16 protein-coding genes are annotated in these 11,951 nt (G+C 65.6%); 3 read left to right on the top strand and 13 right to left on the bottom strand.

Annotated elements, in window-relative coordinates; all coding sequences use genetic code 11:
- Window positions 1–14: 14 nt before the first annotated feature.
- The 7 genes from AC2FAN_RS02410 to AC2FAN_RS02380 form a co-directional block, all read right to left on the bottom strand.
- Complete coding sequence (locus AC2FAN_RS02410; protein ID WP_485172580.1) at window positions 15–482, bottom strand: carboxymuconolactone decarboxylase family protein; 468 nt, start codon at window positions 480–482, stop codon at window positions 15–17.
- Window positions 483–556: 74 nt separating this feature from the next.
- On the bottom strand, window positions 557–1,021 hold the full coding sequence (locus AC2FAN_RS02405) for a carboxymuconolactone decarboxylase family protein (protein ID WP_485172579.1): 465 nt from the start codon (window positions 1,019–1,021) through the stop codon (window positions 557–559).
- 62 nt (window positions 1,022–1,083) lie between these two features.
- A complete protein-coding gene (locus tag AC2FAN_RS02400) occupies window positions 1,084–1,512 on the bottom strand; it encodes an HIT family protein (protein WP_485172578.1) in 429 nt (142 codons plus the stop codon).
- 87 nt (window positions 1,513–1,599) lie between these two features.
- On the bottom strand, window positions 1,600–2,376 hold the full coding sequence (locus tag AC2FAN_RS02395) for a hypothetical protein (RefSeq protein ID WP_485172577.1): 777 nt from the start codon (window positions 2,374–2,376) through the stop codon (window positions 1,600–1,602).
- Window positions 2,369–3,607, bottom strand: coding sequence for a GNAT family N-acetyltransferase (locus AC2FAN_RS02390; RefSeq protein ID WP_485172576.1), 1,239 nt, complete (start codon window positions 3,605–3,607; stop codon window positions 2,369–2,371). The genes AC2FAN_RS02395 and AC2FAN_RS02390 overlap by 8 nt, the downstream gene beginning before the upstream one ends.
- Entirely contained in the window at window positions 3,604–4,380 is a 777-nt protein-coding gene (locus tag AC2FAN_RS02385; protein ID WP_485172575.1) for a glycerophosphodiester phosphodiesterase family protein, read from the bottom strand. The genes AC2FAN_RS02390 and AC2FAN_RS02385 overlap by 4 nt, the downstream gene beginning before the upstream one ends.
- Window positions 4,380–4,853, bottom strand: a complete 474-nt coding sequence (locus AC2FAN_RS02380) for a RidA family protein (RefSeq protein WP_265053057.1) — start codon at window positions 4,851–4,853, stop codon at window positions 4,380–4,382. The genes AC2FAN_RS02385 and AC2FAN_RS02380 overlap by 1 nt, the downstream gene beginning before the upstream one ends.
- A gap of 192 nt (window positions 4,854–5,045) precedes the next feature.
- Between AC2FAN_RS02380 and AC2FAN_RS02375 the strand changes: the two genes are divergently transcribed.
- Window positions 5,046–5,906 carry a cell envelope integrity EipB family protein gene (locus tag AC2FAN_RS02375; RefSeq protein WP_485172574.1) on the top strand — a complete coding sequence of 287 codons (861 nt, stop codon included), beginning with the start codon at window positions 5,046–5,048 and terminating at the stop codon, window positions 5,904–5,906.
- Here the strand turns inward: AC2FAN_RS02375 and AC2FAN_RS02370 are convergent.
- Window positions 5,863–7,212, bottom strand: a complete 1,350-nt coding sequence (locus AC2FAN_RS02370) for a DNA polymerase IV (protein ID WP_485172573.1) — start codon at window positions 7,210–7,212, stop codon at window positions 5,863–5,865. The two genes, AC2FAN_RS02375 and AC2FAN_RS02370, sit on opposite strands and share 44 nt — an antisense overlap.
- The gene (locus tag AC2FAN_RS02365) at window positions 7,209–7,499 is read right to left on the bottom strand and encodes a DUF3572 domain-containing protein (protein ID WP_476805922.1); all 291 of its coding nucleotides are present in this window, start codon (window positions 7,497–7,499) and stop codon (window positions 7,209–7,211) included. Before AC2FAN_RS02365 ends, AC2FAN_RS02370 begins: the two co-directional genes overlap by 4 nt.
- Window positions 7,500–7,631: 132 nt before the next feature.
- On the opposite strand from AC2FAN_RS02365, the gene AC2FAN_RS02360 reads away from it, so the two are divergent.
- Window positions 7,632–8,003 carry a response regulator gene (locus AC2FAN_RS02360; RefSeq protein WP_265054810.1) on the top strand — a complete coding sequence of 124 codons (372 nt, stop codon included), beginning with the start codon at window positions 7,632–7,634 and terminating at the stop codon, window positions 8,001–8,003.
- 17 nt (window positions 8,004–8,020) lie between these two features.
- Window positions 8,021–9,397, top strand: a complete 1,377-nt coding sequence (locus AC2FAN_RS02355) for a PleD family two-component system response regulator (RefSeq protein WP_476805923.1) — start codon at window positions 8,021–8,023, stop codon at window positions 9,395–9,397.
- A 444-nt stretch (window positions 9,398–9,841) separates the two neighbouring features.
- Here AC2FAN_RS02355 and AC2FAN_RS02350 read toward each other — a convergent pair whose 3' ends face one another.
- The 4 genes from AC2FAN_RS02350 to AC2FAN_RS02335 form a co-directional block, all read right to left on the bottom strand.
- Window positions 9,842–10,000, bottom strand: coding sequence for a hypothetical protein (locus AC2FAN_RS02350; RefSeq protein WP_265053062.1), 159 nt, complete (start codon window positions 9,998–10,000; stop codon window positions 9,842–9,844).
- Between the two features lie 255 nt (window positions 10,001–10,255).
- Entirely contained in the window at window positions 10,256–10,531 is a 276-nt protein-coding gene (locus tag AC2FAN_RS02345; RefSeq protein WP_476805924.1) for a hypothetical protein, read from the bottom strand.
- Between the two features lie 352 nt (window positions 10,532–10,883).
- Window positions 10,884–11,051 carry a 50S ribosomal protein L33 gene (gene rpmG / locus AC2FAN_RS02340; protein WP_038367996.1) on the bottom strand — a complete coding sequence of 56 codons (168 nt, stop codon included), beginning with the start codon at window positions 11,049–11,051 and terminating at the stop codon, window positions 10,884–10,886.
- 162 nt (window positions 11,052–11,213) lie between these two features.
- Complete coding sequence (locus AC2FAN_RS02335; protein ID WP_485172572.1) at window positions 11,214–11,948, bottom strand: NUDIX hydrolase; 735 nt, start codon at window positions 11,946–11,948, stop codon at window positions 11,214–11,216.
- Window positions 11,949–11,951 lie beyond the last annotated feature (3 nt).

Genomic DNA, 11,951 nt, shown 5'->3' with positions numbered 1-11,951 from the left:
TGGCGTCGGACGGCTCAGGCCGCTGCGGCCTTCGGAGCCCTGTCGTTGGGATGGTGCGAGCGGAAGCCGACCGCGACCCGGTTCCAGACATTGATCGTGCCGATGAGCAGCGTGAGCTTGACCATCTCCTCCTCGCTGAAATGGCGCAGCGTCTCTTCATAGTCGGCATCCGGCGCGTGGGTCTGCGGCAGAAGCGTCAAGGCTTCCGTCCAGGCCAGCGCGGCGCGCTCGCGCGGGGTGTAGAGGGCGGATTCGTGCCAGGCGCTGAGCAGGTAGAGCCGCGCCTCGCTCTCGCCGGCCTTGAGGGCATCGGCCGAATGCATGTGCAGGCAGTAGGCGCAGCCATTGATCTGCGACGCCCGCATCTTGACGAGCTCGATCAGGCTGTATTCCAGGCCAAAATCCTTGATCGCCGCTTCGAGTGCGATCAGCGGCTTCATGACATCGGGCGCAACTGTGTAGGGATTGAGACGTTTGCTCATCGTGGTTCTCGCTGGCAGTGCGGCTCCCGGCCTTCAGGTTCGGCCTCGGGGCCGGGAGCGTCAAGAGGTGGAGGTCAGGCGGCAGCCCTGGCAGGCTTGTCGGCCGGATGGCGCGAGCGGAAGCCGGCATTGATCCGGTTCCAGGCGTTGATCGTGCTGATCGAGAGCGAGAGATCGACGCATTCCTTCTCGCTGAAATGGGCGCGGAGTTCCGCAAAGGCTGCGTCGCTCGGGGTCGCTTCCGACAGTCGGGTCAGGGCCTCCGTCCAGCCGAGAGCGGCCTTCTCGCGCGGCGTGTAGAGCTCGGATTCGTGCCAGGCGTCGAGCAGATAGAGCCGCGCCTCGGTCTCGCCGGCCTTGCGGGCGTCCATCGCGTGCATGTGCAGGCAGTAGGCGCAGCCGTTGATCTGCGACGCCCGCATCTTCACCAGCTCGAGCAGGCTGTGCTCGAGCCCGCTCTCGTTGACGTAATTCTGCGTCTTCAGCAGCGCTTCGATCGCTCCGGGCGCGACCTGGAAGGCATTGAGGCGTTGGCTCATGGTCATCTCCATCGGTTGATGACGATAAGACGAGGCAGCCTCCGCCCCTGTGACATCCGCCGTCAGATTTTTTTCAGGGCCTCGCGAATTTTCTCGGCATTGTCAGCCAGCACCTCGTTCTTCTCCATCGCGCCGGTGTGCGGCCGCAGCGCCACGCCGTCGAAGCGAGGCATGACGTGGACGTGGAGATGGAACACGACCTGCCCGCCGGCGGCCTCGTTGAATTGCTGGATGGTCACTCCCTCGGCGGCGAAGGCGGTCTTGACCGCCCGCGCCAGCTTCTGCGTCGACAGCGCGACGGCCTTCAGCGCCTCGGCCGGCGCGTCGAAGACGTTGCGGCAGGCCGCTTTCGGGACCACCAGCACATGCCCGTCGGCGCGCGGCATGATGTCCATGATCGCGATCGTCTCGTCGTCCTCGTAGACGGTGTGGGAGGGCAGTTCGCCGCGCAGGATCTTGGCGAAGACGTTGGACGGATCATAGGCGGTCATGGCGGTTCCGGCGGCTTGGAAGCGGAACATGCAACCTGTGGCTCGCTAGCGAGGGCGTCAAGGCCGCGAAATCGGACCCGTCCTGCGTCAGGCACCCAGCGACAATGTCGTCTCGACGGCGCTGTCGAGCACGAGATCGTCGCAGGCGCCCATGACCTGCAGCTCCATCACGGTCAGGCGCAGCAGCGGCTCGTTCCACCAGCGCGAGACGATGCCGGCCAACGCCGCCGTCTCGGCGGCATCGAGATCGTCGACGAGATTGTAGAGGCCGACGAGCCAGAGATCGCCGGGCGGGCGCCCGAACGCGGCTTGCGCGGCCTGCAGCATGTTCCTGCCGCCGCGCTTCTCCGGATAGACGGCGAGGTAGAGTCTGCCGCGATTGACGTTGCCGGAGAACAGCCCGCGCAGCTCCACGGCGAAAGGTCCCACCTGCCGGAGTGCCCTGGCGGTCTCCTCGGCGATGACCGGCGGCTCCCCGATGCCGAGCGAGCCGCAGACCGTGGCGTGGAGCCTGTCCTGTCGCTTCGGAAGGATGTCCCAGGCGATCTTGCGGGCGAAAGGCGCGGCCTTCAGGTCCTGTTCCAGCGCGAGAAATGCGGGCGAGGCGCGTAGCGCTGCATCCTCGACCGGCAGCACCAGCGAGAACACACGCGGGTGCCGCCCAATCTCGTAGAACCCGTCCGCACGCCGGGCGATCACCCCCGGATGCTCCGGCGCGACCAGCGGCAGATGTGCCAGCCGGTAGCTGTCGTCGAGCCGAAGCGGCGCGGAGAAATCGGTGAGGCTGCGCCGGTAGCCGAGTTCGGCATCCCCGCAGAAGCTCGACGCGGCCGGCGCGGCCGCAATGCCCGGGGCGTCAGTCATCGGCCGTGTCACTCTTGCGGAAAGGGCTTTCGGCTGCGAGCGCCACTTGTGCCGCTGCGATCTGATCGCGCTCCTGCGCGATGTAGGCCGCGACCGGCCGGCGCAGGCCGGGATCGGCGATATGGTGCAGGGAGTGGGTGATGACGGGCCTGTAGCCGCGCGCCAGCTTGTGCTCGCCCTGTGCACCGGCTTCGACGCGGGTGAGCCCATGCGCGATCGCATAGTCGATGGCCTGATGGTAGCAGACCTCGAAATGCAGGAAGGGGTGATCCTCGATGCAGCCCCAGTTGCGGCCATAGAGCGTGTTGGCACCGCGGAAGTTGATCGCGCCCGCGATATAGCGGCCGGCGCGCCTGGCCATGATCAGGACGACGCGCTCGCCCATCGCCGCGCCGACTTGCGAGAAGAAAGCACGGTTGAGATAGGGGCGGCCCCATTTGCGCGAGCCGGTGTCCTGGTAGAAGCCGAAGAAATCGTCCCAGACCGCCTCGGTGAGATCGCGGCCCGACAAAGCTTCGATGGTGATGCCGGCGGAGACGGCCTCGCGCCGTTCGCGCTTCAGCGCCTTGCGCTTGCGCGAGGCCAGCGTGGCGAGGAAGTCGTCATAGGTGCCGAAGCCTTCGTTCTGCCAATGGAACTGCAGATCGTTGCGTTCGAGATAGCCGGCCTGCTTCAGCGCAGCGATATCGGGCTCCTGCGCGAAGGTGACATGGACGGAAGAGGCTTGCGTCTGCGCGCGCAGCGCTTCCAGCCCCGCGATCAGGGCCGCGCGGGCTTCCTCAGCGCGCGGGCCGTCGGCGACGAGCAGGCGCGGGCCCGTCGCGGGCGTGAAGGGCGCCGCCACCTGGAGCTTGGGGTAGTAGCGACCGCCCGCGCGCTCATAGGCGTCGGCCCAGCCATGATCGAAGACATATTCGCCCTGGCTGTGGCTTTTCAGGAAGCTCGGCGCGGCGGCGAGGATCTGCCCCGCGCCATCCTCGACGACCAGATAGGCGGGCGACCAGCCGCTGCGCCCGCCGGTGCAGCGGCCCTCCTCCAGAGAGGTGAGGAATTCGTGGCTGACAAAGGGGTTGTCCCGGTCGATGGCCAGGTCCGGGCGAGCGCTGCCGGGCACCGAGACGGCATCCAGCAGCGCGTGAGGATTGGCGCAGGCGTTCCACGCGCCTGCGGGGACGGCCTTGAGGGAGGTCGCGACACGAACGGTGAGATCGCCGCCCTCAGGCTCGCTCAAGGGCGAAAACCCTCGAAGACCATCTGGTCGGCGTATTTCGCCGCTCGCTGCCGTTCCTCCGGCGTGCGCACGGTCCAGCTCATCAGCGGCAGGCCCAGCGCGTTGCGGCAGAGATAAGGCGCGGCGCTTTCGAGGTCGGTGACCTTCCATGACAGGAAATGCGGCCGGCTCTCGGTGAAGTGCAGCAGGTTGGCGAGAGCATGCTTTCGCTCCGGGGAGAGCTTGTCGTAGTCCCCATAGTCATAGGAGTTCATCGCCACGATGCCGCGCGGAATGTCCGGCGCGAGCTCACGCAACGCGGTCACGATCGTGGGATCGAAGGATTTGATCACGATCGGATGATCCCTGTAGCCAGCGACGACCTCGACCGTCCGGCGCGTCAGCGCCAGATTGCCGTCGAAGCGGCTCTTGATCTCGATGACGAGTGGCACCCGCCCGCCGATCAGGTCGAGGAAGGCCGAGAGCGTCAGGATAGGGTCGTTGCTGCCTTTGAGCGTGATGCCGGAAAGCGCTTCGGCCTTGCGCTCGACGACCGCGCCGGTCTCGCCCGTCAGGCGGTCGAGCACGAAATCGTGGAACACGACCGCCTCGCCATCGGTGGTGAGCTGGACGTCGCACTCGATGCCGAAGCCGCCGGCGATCGCAGCCTGTGCGGCCGAGGGGCTGTTCTCGATCACACCGGCGGCAAGATCGTGCAGGCCGCGATGGGCGATCGGCCGTGCGACCAGCCAGCCGAGATCGGGTCGGCCGGCATCCCTGGAAGCCTGAGCCATCAGATGATCTCGAACATCGCTTCGACCTCGACTGCGGCATCGGCCGGCAGCTCGGCGACGCCCACGGTCGAACGGGCATGGCGGCCCTTGTCCCCGAGCACCTCGACCATCAGGTCGGATGCGCCGTTCATGATCGCCGGCAGCGCGGCGAAATGCGGGGCGGCATTGATGAAGCCGCCGAGGCGGACACAGCGCACGATGCGGCCGAGATCGCCGTCGAGCGCGGCCTTGGCCTGGGCCAGAACGTTGATGGCGCAGAGCCGCGCGGCTTCCAGCCCGGCCTCGTTGAAGATCTCGGCGCCGAGCTTGCCCTTGTGGGAGTCGGAGAGCTTGCCGTCGAGGCCGAAGCAGATCTGCCCCGAGATGATCAGAAGATTGCCCGTGATCACGTAAGGCACATAGTTCGCGACGGGCGCGGCCGGGCTCGGCAGGGTGATGCCGAGTTCGGCGAGACGGGTTTCGACGACGTTCATGGCGTGGCTCCGCGAGCGAGGCAGGGTCTTTCGAGACGGTCTTTCATGGCCGAAGCCCGGACGGCCCGCAAGCATCGCGCCATGCCGCCTCGGCAGGGCCGCTGCGCCGCTCGCGAAACGGTGTTTCGCCATGTTTGCGCCATTGCCGCAATGCACCTAGATTTCCAACGAGGACGGAACGGAAAGCGGCGCATGAACGGAACAGGTTTGAGGCTCGCGGCTTACGCGGGCCAAGTCGGTATCGCAGCGTTGATGCTGGCCGCGGCGCCGGCCTGGGCGCAGGGAACGGCGGCTCAATCGGGGGCGGATCGCGTGATCCTCGCCCCGCATCGCGCGGTCTATGATCTCGTGCTCGACAACGCCAAGCCTTCCGGCAACATCGAGACGGCGCGCGGCCGCATTGCCTTCGAGTTCACCGGCGATGCCTGCGAGGGCTATGCCCTGTCGTTCCGGCAGGTCACGCAGCTCGGCACCGAAGCCGGCCCGCGCGTCATCGATGCCCGCACCACCAGCTTCGAGGCGGGCGACGGCGCCAGCTACCGCTTCAAGACCGAAAGCTCGTCCGGCGGCGCCAAGCCTGAGACCGTCGACGGCACCGCCGCGAAGAATGGCGGCGGCTACGAGGTGAAGCTGCGTCAGCCCAAGGACGAAACCCATCGCGACGGCAGCGACGCGCTCTTCCCGAATGCCCAGATGAAGGCGGTCATCCAGGCAGCGCGCGCCGGCCAGCATACGTTGAACGTGCGGCTCTATGACGGCGCGAACTCCGGCAAGGAGGTCTACGACACGCTTTCGGTCATCGGAAAGCGCATCGAGAGCGAGCCGACGGAGAAGCCGCTGCAGCGTCCCGAATTCGAGAAGATCGCGCGCTGGCCGGTCACGATCTCGTATTTCAAGGTCGGCTCGGGTGAATCGACGCCGTCCTATACGATCTCGTTCGAGCTCTACGACAACGGCGTCACCGGCGCGATCAAGCTCGACTATGGCAGCTTCGCGCTGCGCGGCACGCTCACGCGTCTGGATCTTCTTCCTCAGGAAGCTTGCGCGAAATAGCCGGTTCGCCCGAGCGCCGCTGCGGCAGCCTGAGGCTGAGCCCCTTGCCGATCGCTTCGTCGCCGAAGCGGGCGCGCAGCTTGTCGAGCGCGCCTTCCATCGCCTTCAGGCGTGGCGTCGCCGTGTCGGCGAGGTCGCCATGGTCCGCCTCCGTGGGCGGGCTGAAATCGCTCGTGCCGATGCCGATCAGGCGATAGCGCGGTCCTGTGCATTCGCGCTTCAGCAGGTCGCGGCCGGCGGCGAAGAGCCGCGCGGCAAGCTGCGTCGGCTCGGGCAACCGGGTGGCGCGGGTGATGGTGTGGAAATCGGCCGTCTTCAGCTTCAGCGTGATGCTCCGGCCGGCGAGTTCCTGCGCTTTCAGGCGTTTCGAGGTCTTCTCGCAGAGCCGCCATAGGATCGGCTCCAGCTCATCGAAGCCCGAGAGATCGACATCGAGCGTCGTTTCACTGGACACGCTCTTGGTCTCGCGCTCCGGCGTGACCGTGCGCGCATCGATGCCGTTGGCGAGATTCTTCAGGCGAGGGCCGTCCTTGCCGGCGAGCCGGAACAGCTTCTCGACCGGCGCCTCGCGCAGATCCCCGATCAGCTTGAACCCGCCTTCCGCCAGCTTCGCGACGCTCGCCGGGCCCATGCCGGGGATGAGGCTGACCGGCTTGTCGGCGAGGAAGGCGACCGCTTCGCCGCGGCCGATGATCGAGAAGCCCCGCGGCTTGTCGAGGTCGGACGCGACCTTGGCCAGGAACTTGGCATAGGACAGGCCGACCGAGATGGTTATGCCGAGTTCGGCCTCGATGCGCCTGGCGAAGCGCGCCAGCGTCGCGGCGGGGCTGGCATGATGCAGCCGCTCCGTGCCGGAGAGATCAAGGAAGGCCTCGTCGATCGAGAGCGGTTCGACCAGCGGCGTCAGCTCGCGCATCATCTGCCGGACCTCGCGGCCGACGGTGACGTATTTCGCCATGTTCGGCTTGACCACTACCGCTTCGGGGCAGGCCTTCAGCGCCTTGAACATCGGCATGGCCGAGCGGACGCCATAGGTGCGGGCGATGTAGCAGCAGGTCGAGACGACGCCGCGCTTGCCGCCGCCGACGATCACCGGCTTGTCCTGCAGGCTGGGATCGTCGCGCTTCTCGATCGTCGCGTAGAAGGCGTCGCAGTCGATATGGGCGAGGCTGAGCGTGTCGCGCTCGGCGTGGTGGATCAGGCGCGGCGAGCCGCAGGCCGGGCAGCGCCGCAACGGTTCGGGTCCATCATGGTCCGCCAGGCAATCGCGGCACAGGCTGCGTAGCGAGAGGGCGCCCGCGCTCAAGCGAAGTCGTCCGGCTCCGGCCCGGCGAGCAGGCGGCGCGCTTCGCCGACTCTTTCCGGATTCAGCCTTAAATTCTCTGCAAACTCTAGCAGTAGCGAATCGCTGCCCGAGATATGGTCGAGCACGGCCGCCAGGAAGCCGGGTTCGCTCGCAGCGGAGCGGAGATTCGCGGGGCCGAGGCCGGTCGTGCTCAGGAACGGCTCGATCCGCTCCGGTTCGGCGGCAAGGAAGCCGAGGGCACGCAGTGCCAGCGCTTCTGCGTCCTCGTAGGTCAGTCTGAGTGCCATGGGGCTTGGAGTCGCGTATCCGGTTTGCGTTTCGTCAACTGCTCGCGTGCTACTGCAATCATCCAACGACGCCGCCATTTTGGGAAGACCACCGCCTCACGGCGGGTATCCCTGGCGCAAATGAAGGGCGGCCTGATGAAGACGGTTCTGATCGTCGAGGACAACGAGCTTAACATGAAGCTCTTCAACGATCTTCTCGAAGCGCATGGCTATGCGACCTTGAAGACGTCGGACGGCATCGAGGCCATCGAGCTGGCGCGGACGCATCATCCGGCGTTGATCCTGATGGACATCCAGCTTCCCGAGGTTTCGGGCCTCGAAGTAACCAAATGGATCAAGGAGGACGACGACCTCAAGATGATCCCGGTGGTCGCGGTCACCGCCTTCGCGATGAAGGGCGACGAGGAGCGGATTCGCGAAGGTGGCTGCGAGGCCTATCTTTCCAAGCCGATCTCGGTCGCGAAATTCCTGGAGACAGTCCGCACCTATGCCGGCGCGGCCTGACGACCCTAGAGCGATCCATGCCCGCCCGCATTCTCGTCGTCGATGACATAGCCGCCAATGTGAAGCTGCTCGAGGCCAAGCTTTCGGCCGAGTACTTCGCCGTGGTGACGGCATTGAGCGGCGCCGAGGCGATCGCGATCTGCGAGCGCGGCGAGGCCGACATCGTGCTGCTCGACGTCATGATGCCCGGCATGAACGGCTTCGATGTCTGCCGCCGGCTGAAGAGCACGCCGGCAACCGCCCATATTCCCGTGGTCATGGTGACGGCGCTAGACCAGCCGCGCGACCGCCTGCAAGGGCTCGATGCCGGGGCCGACGACTTCCTGACCAAGCCGCTCGACGATGCGGCTCTTTTTGCGCGTGTCCGCAGCCTGGCAAGGCTGAAGGCGATGACGGACGAGCTGCGCGGCCGTGCCGTCGCCTCGGTCCGGCTCGGCATCGCCGATCCGCTGGTGGCTGCCGCCGCCGAGACGGGGCTCAATGGCCGCATCCTGCTGGTCGAGGACCGTCCGCATGTGGTCGAGCGGCTTCAGAACGCGCTTTCGGCCTTCCACGCGGTCGAGGTCGAGAGCGATATCCGGCAAGCCGCTGTGCGGGCAGCCGAAGACAGCTTCGACAGCGTCATCATCAGCCTCGACTTGAAGGACCAGGATGGCTTGCGGCTGTGCAGCCAGCTGTGTTCGCTGGAGCGCACGCGCAACATCTCTGTGCTCCTGATGGGGGAGGTCGAGGACCGCGCCCGCATCCTGCGTGGCCTCGACATCGGCGCGCATGACTTCCTGATGCGTCCGATCGACCGCAACGAGCTTCTTGCCCGCGTCCGTACCCAGGTGCGCCGCAAGCGCTTCACCGAGCGGCTGCGCGACAGCGTGCAGTCCTCGATGGAGATGGCGGTGATGGACCAGCTCACGGGCCTGTACAACCGCCGCTTCATGGACAGCCGGCTGGCGATGATGTTCGACGAGTCGGCTTTGCGCGCCCGTTCGCTGGCGATCCTCGTGCTCGATGTCGACCACTTCAAGGCGGTCAACGACAGCTGGGGGCATGATGCCGGCGATGAAGTGCTGCGCGAATTCGCCGACCGCGTCCGTGCCTGTACGCGCGGCATCGATCTCGTCGCCCGCATGGGCGGCGAAGAGATCGTCGTCGTCCTGCCCGATACCGGGCGCGATGCCGCCTGTCAGGTCGCCGAACGCATCCGCGAGAGGGTCGAAAGCGAGCCGTTCGCGATCCAGAACAAGACGCGCGACATCAGGGTCACGGTTTCGGTCGGCGTCGCGAATCGTCGCGCGGGGGATGCCTCCTCGGCCGATATCATGAAGCGCGCGGACGACGCCGTGTATCGGGCGAAAGCCAACGGCCGCAATCGCGTCATCGTCGCCAGCGCCGCCTGACGACGCCTCCCGGCGCCATTCCCAATTCCTAAGAGGGTAGGAGCGGCTCGGGTCGATCCCGCGGCGGCTTCGGCTGCGTCGATCGTTCGGGCTTCGGCGCGCTTCGGTGAGGGTTCTCATCCAATGCGCGAAGAACCGCGGGCAAGATTCTGAAGTTATTTTGACAATTGCCGTAGAGTCAGGTCGGCATCCCGGAAATTTAAGATTAGCAGGTAGGGTTAACGATCGATGAACATTAGCGAATCGGTCGGATTTGATTGATTCGGATACGCTGCATTGTAAGGGTTCTTGCGAGGCAGCGATCCACGGATCGCTCCCAAATGCCCCTCGGGTGCTCAGGTCCGCCGCATCTCCTGGGAAACCGGAGGGCTCGGTCGGTCGGTGACGGAATTCTGGCCTCCTCAGAACCGCCGCCGGCCGGCCACCTCGTTTTTCGGCGCAAGGTCAGTGACCGAAATAGCCGGCAATAGCTGCCGGCAGCCAGTATCCCACCGCGCCGAAGGCCGCGAGCAAGGCGATCAGGCCGAGTGCCGCCGCAGCGCGTGTCGTCAGGAAACGCGAGGAATCGATCTCGACCAGTAGTTTCAGCAGCCCTCGCAACATGCCGTTCGCGCCCTGTCGCGCCTGCCGATCTCGTTCACCACATATCCGAGGCGAAGGCCGGCCCCTGAGGGGCAATGTGGCCTCGCTGGTCATGCGTCAAAAGATTCAGGTCGCGTGACCTCGTTGAAGGGTCATCTGGCCGGCGCTTTCCCGAAAGAGTCAATGGCGGATGCTGCTGGGCAGCTCCCGGGGGAGGCAGGCTCAAAATTCTCGTGCTCGATGGCTATCGACGGCCTGTGGCCGGCCTCGAGCTGTTCAGCTTTGCGGAGGCGGCTGTTGCTGCTCTGTGGCTTCGATGACGCCATGTCGGGCGACGAGCGTCATGATTTCCCTGGCGGCGGCTTCCGGGATGATCGCGTCCAGCACGATGTGTACACAATTAGGAGCATATCGCTTGGCCGAAAACTCGAAGGAGGAGCGCTGGCCTCGACGAGCCTTCGGGTTCCAGCCGCGGGAAATCAGGAGCGAATCCAATCGCTTGCCGAATTCGCCGAGCTCGAGATCCAGCCCGGCTTCAGAGAGTTCGTCCATGTCGGGCTGCTCCACAGGTGTCATGCAGCCTTCATCAACGCGATTCTGCTCAACAAATTCATTTACAAAACATTAAAATTCTAGCTATTGCCGCGCGGGGAATCGGGGGCAGTAGCGTCATGGTCGAAGCCTTGTTGGTGGCCGTCCTCATGCTGGGCACGGGCCTGTTGTCGTGGCTCATCGCCGATCGCACGCATCTGCCGCTCGAAATCTAGCCGCTTTGGCCGCTCGATAGGGCTTTGCGCTCGCTCGATCCGTGGGTGCTGGCGACGAAAAGCACACTGAAATCCTGGCAAGAAAAAACCGCCCGAAAGGGCGGTTTCATGTTGTGCCAGATCGGTAAGGCCAAGCCTTACTTGATCTTGGTTTCCTTGAACTCGACGTGCTTGCGCGCGACCGGGTCGTACTTCTTCTTCGACATCTTCTCGGTCATCGTGCGCGAGTTCTTCTTCGTCACGTAGAAGAAGCCCGTGTCGGCGGTCGAAAGCAGCTTGATTTTGATCGTCACGGCCTTGGCCATGGGACTATCCTCGAACCATGCGGGCCGTCGGCCCTCGGAAAAGAAAATGGCCGGGCGAACCCGGCAAACCGTCAGCGCGGGGAATGCCGCAACGGGCCGGTGAAGTCAAGAAAGAATAACGATTGGATGACGTCCGACCCGCATGGACAGGCATCCGCGCCGTCAGAGTTCCTCGCGAACGAAGCTGCCGCGCTTCTCCCAATAGAACGGAACCGGCAGATAGGGCGCAAAGCCCCCGGCGATGCGGGTTTCGACCTCCTGGATGATCACCTTGGTGATCGTCGGCAGGTCGAGTTCCTTGGCCTCGTCGAAATCGACCCAGACAAGATCCACGAGTTCCGAATCGGGGCCGATCACGCCCTCGACCTTCTTGGCGACGGCCGAGGCGTCGATCGTGAAGAAGCGCGTGTCGAAGCGCTTCGGCCGGCGCGGCGGCGTGATGGCGCGGGCGACGAAGGTGACGGCCGAGAGATCGGGGAAAACGCCCTGCGCCGCATAATCGGCCCAGCTTCCGGGCGGTGGACTCTCGGGCGCGCCGAATTCATCCGAGCCGAAGAGCAGCCCGGTCTCCTCGAAGGTCTCCCGGATCGCCGCGAGCGCCAGCGCGCGCGCCTTTCCGGCGCTCGGGCGCAGGCAGCGCTTGCCGAGGCGGTCCTCGCAGATCTGCGGCACAGCCCCGGTCGCGACCATGCGCCGGTCGCCCTCGTCGAGGCGTCCACCGGGGAAGACGTATTTGCCCGGCATGAATTTGTGGCCCGCATGGCGCTTGCCCATGAGCACCTTCGGCCGCGCCCCGCTGCGGTCGAGGATCATCATGGTGGCGGCGTCCTTGGGCCGCAGATTGACCCCGGTTCGTGCCCGTTCGGCCTGGGTCAGGGTGACGGTGTGATCGGTCATGAC

The organism is Allobosea sp. RIT-PG3_2 (genome assembly GCF_057321085.1).
This window is presented reverse-complemented; position numbering and strand designations above follow the sequence as displayed.

Bases quoted from the DNA above. Each gene is read 5' to 3' on its own strand.
- AC2FAN_RS02405 (WP_485172579.1), bottom strand. From the start codon at position 1,021: ATGAGCCAACGCCTCAATGCCTTCCAGGTCGCGCCCGGAGCGATCGAA.
- AC2FAN_RS02395 (WP_485172577.1), bottom strand. From the start codon at position 2,376: ATGACTGACGCCCCGGGCATTGCGGCCGCGCCGGCCGCGTCGAGCTTC.
- rpmG (WP_038367996.1), bottom strand. From the start codon at position 11,051: ATGGCCAAGGCCGTGACGATCAAAATCAAGCTGCTTTCGACCGCCGAC.
- AC2FAN_RS02345 (WP_476805924.1), bottom strand. From the start codon at position 10,531: ATGGACGAACTCTCTGAAGCCGGGCTGGATCTCGAGCTCGGCGAATTC.
- AC2FAN_RS02355 (WP_476805923.1), top strand. From the start codon at position 8,021: ATGCCCGCCCGCATTCTCGTCGTCGATGACATAGCCGCCAATGTGAAG.
- AC2FAN_RS02335 (WP_485172572.1), bottom strand. From the start codon at position 11,948: ATGACCGATCACACCGTCACCCTGACCCAGGCCGAACGGGCACGAACC.
- AC2FAN_RS02350 (WP_265053062.1), bottom strand. From the start codon at position 10,000: ATGTTGCGAGGGCTGCTGAAACTACTGGTCGAGATCGATTCCTCGCGT.
- AC2FAN_RS02400 (WP_485172578.1), bottom strand. From the start codon at position 1,512: ATGACCGCCTATGATCCGTCCAACGTCTTCGCCAAGATCCTGCGCGGC.
- AC2FAN_RS02385 (WP_485172575.1), bottom strand. From the start codon at position 4,380: ATGGCTCAGGCTTCCAGGGATGCCGGCCGACCCGATCTCGGCTGGCTG.
- AC2FAN_RS02410 (WP_485172580.1), bottom strand. From the start codon at position 482: ATGAGCAAACGTCTCAATCCCTACACAGTTGCGCCCGATGTCATGAAG.
- AC2FAN_RS02365 (WP_476805922.1), bottom strand. From the start codon at position 7,499: ATGGCACTCAGACTGACCTACGAGGACGCAGAAGCGCTGGCACTGCGT.
- AC2FAN_RS02375 (WP_485172574.1), top strand. From the start codon at position 5,046: ATGAACGGAACAGGTTTGAGGCTCGCGGCTTACGCGGGCCAAGTCGGT.
- AC2FAN_RS02380 (WP_265053057.1), bottom strand. From the start codon at position 4,853: ATGAACGTCGTCGAAACCCGTCTCGCCGAACTCGGCATCACCCTGCCG.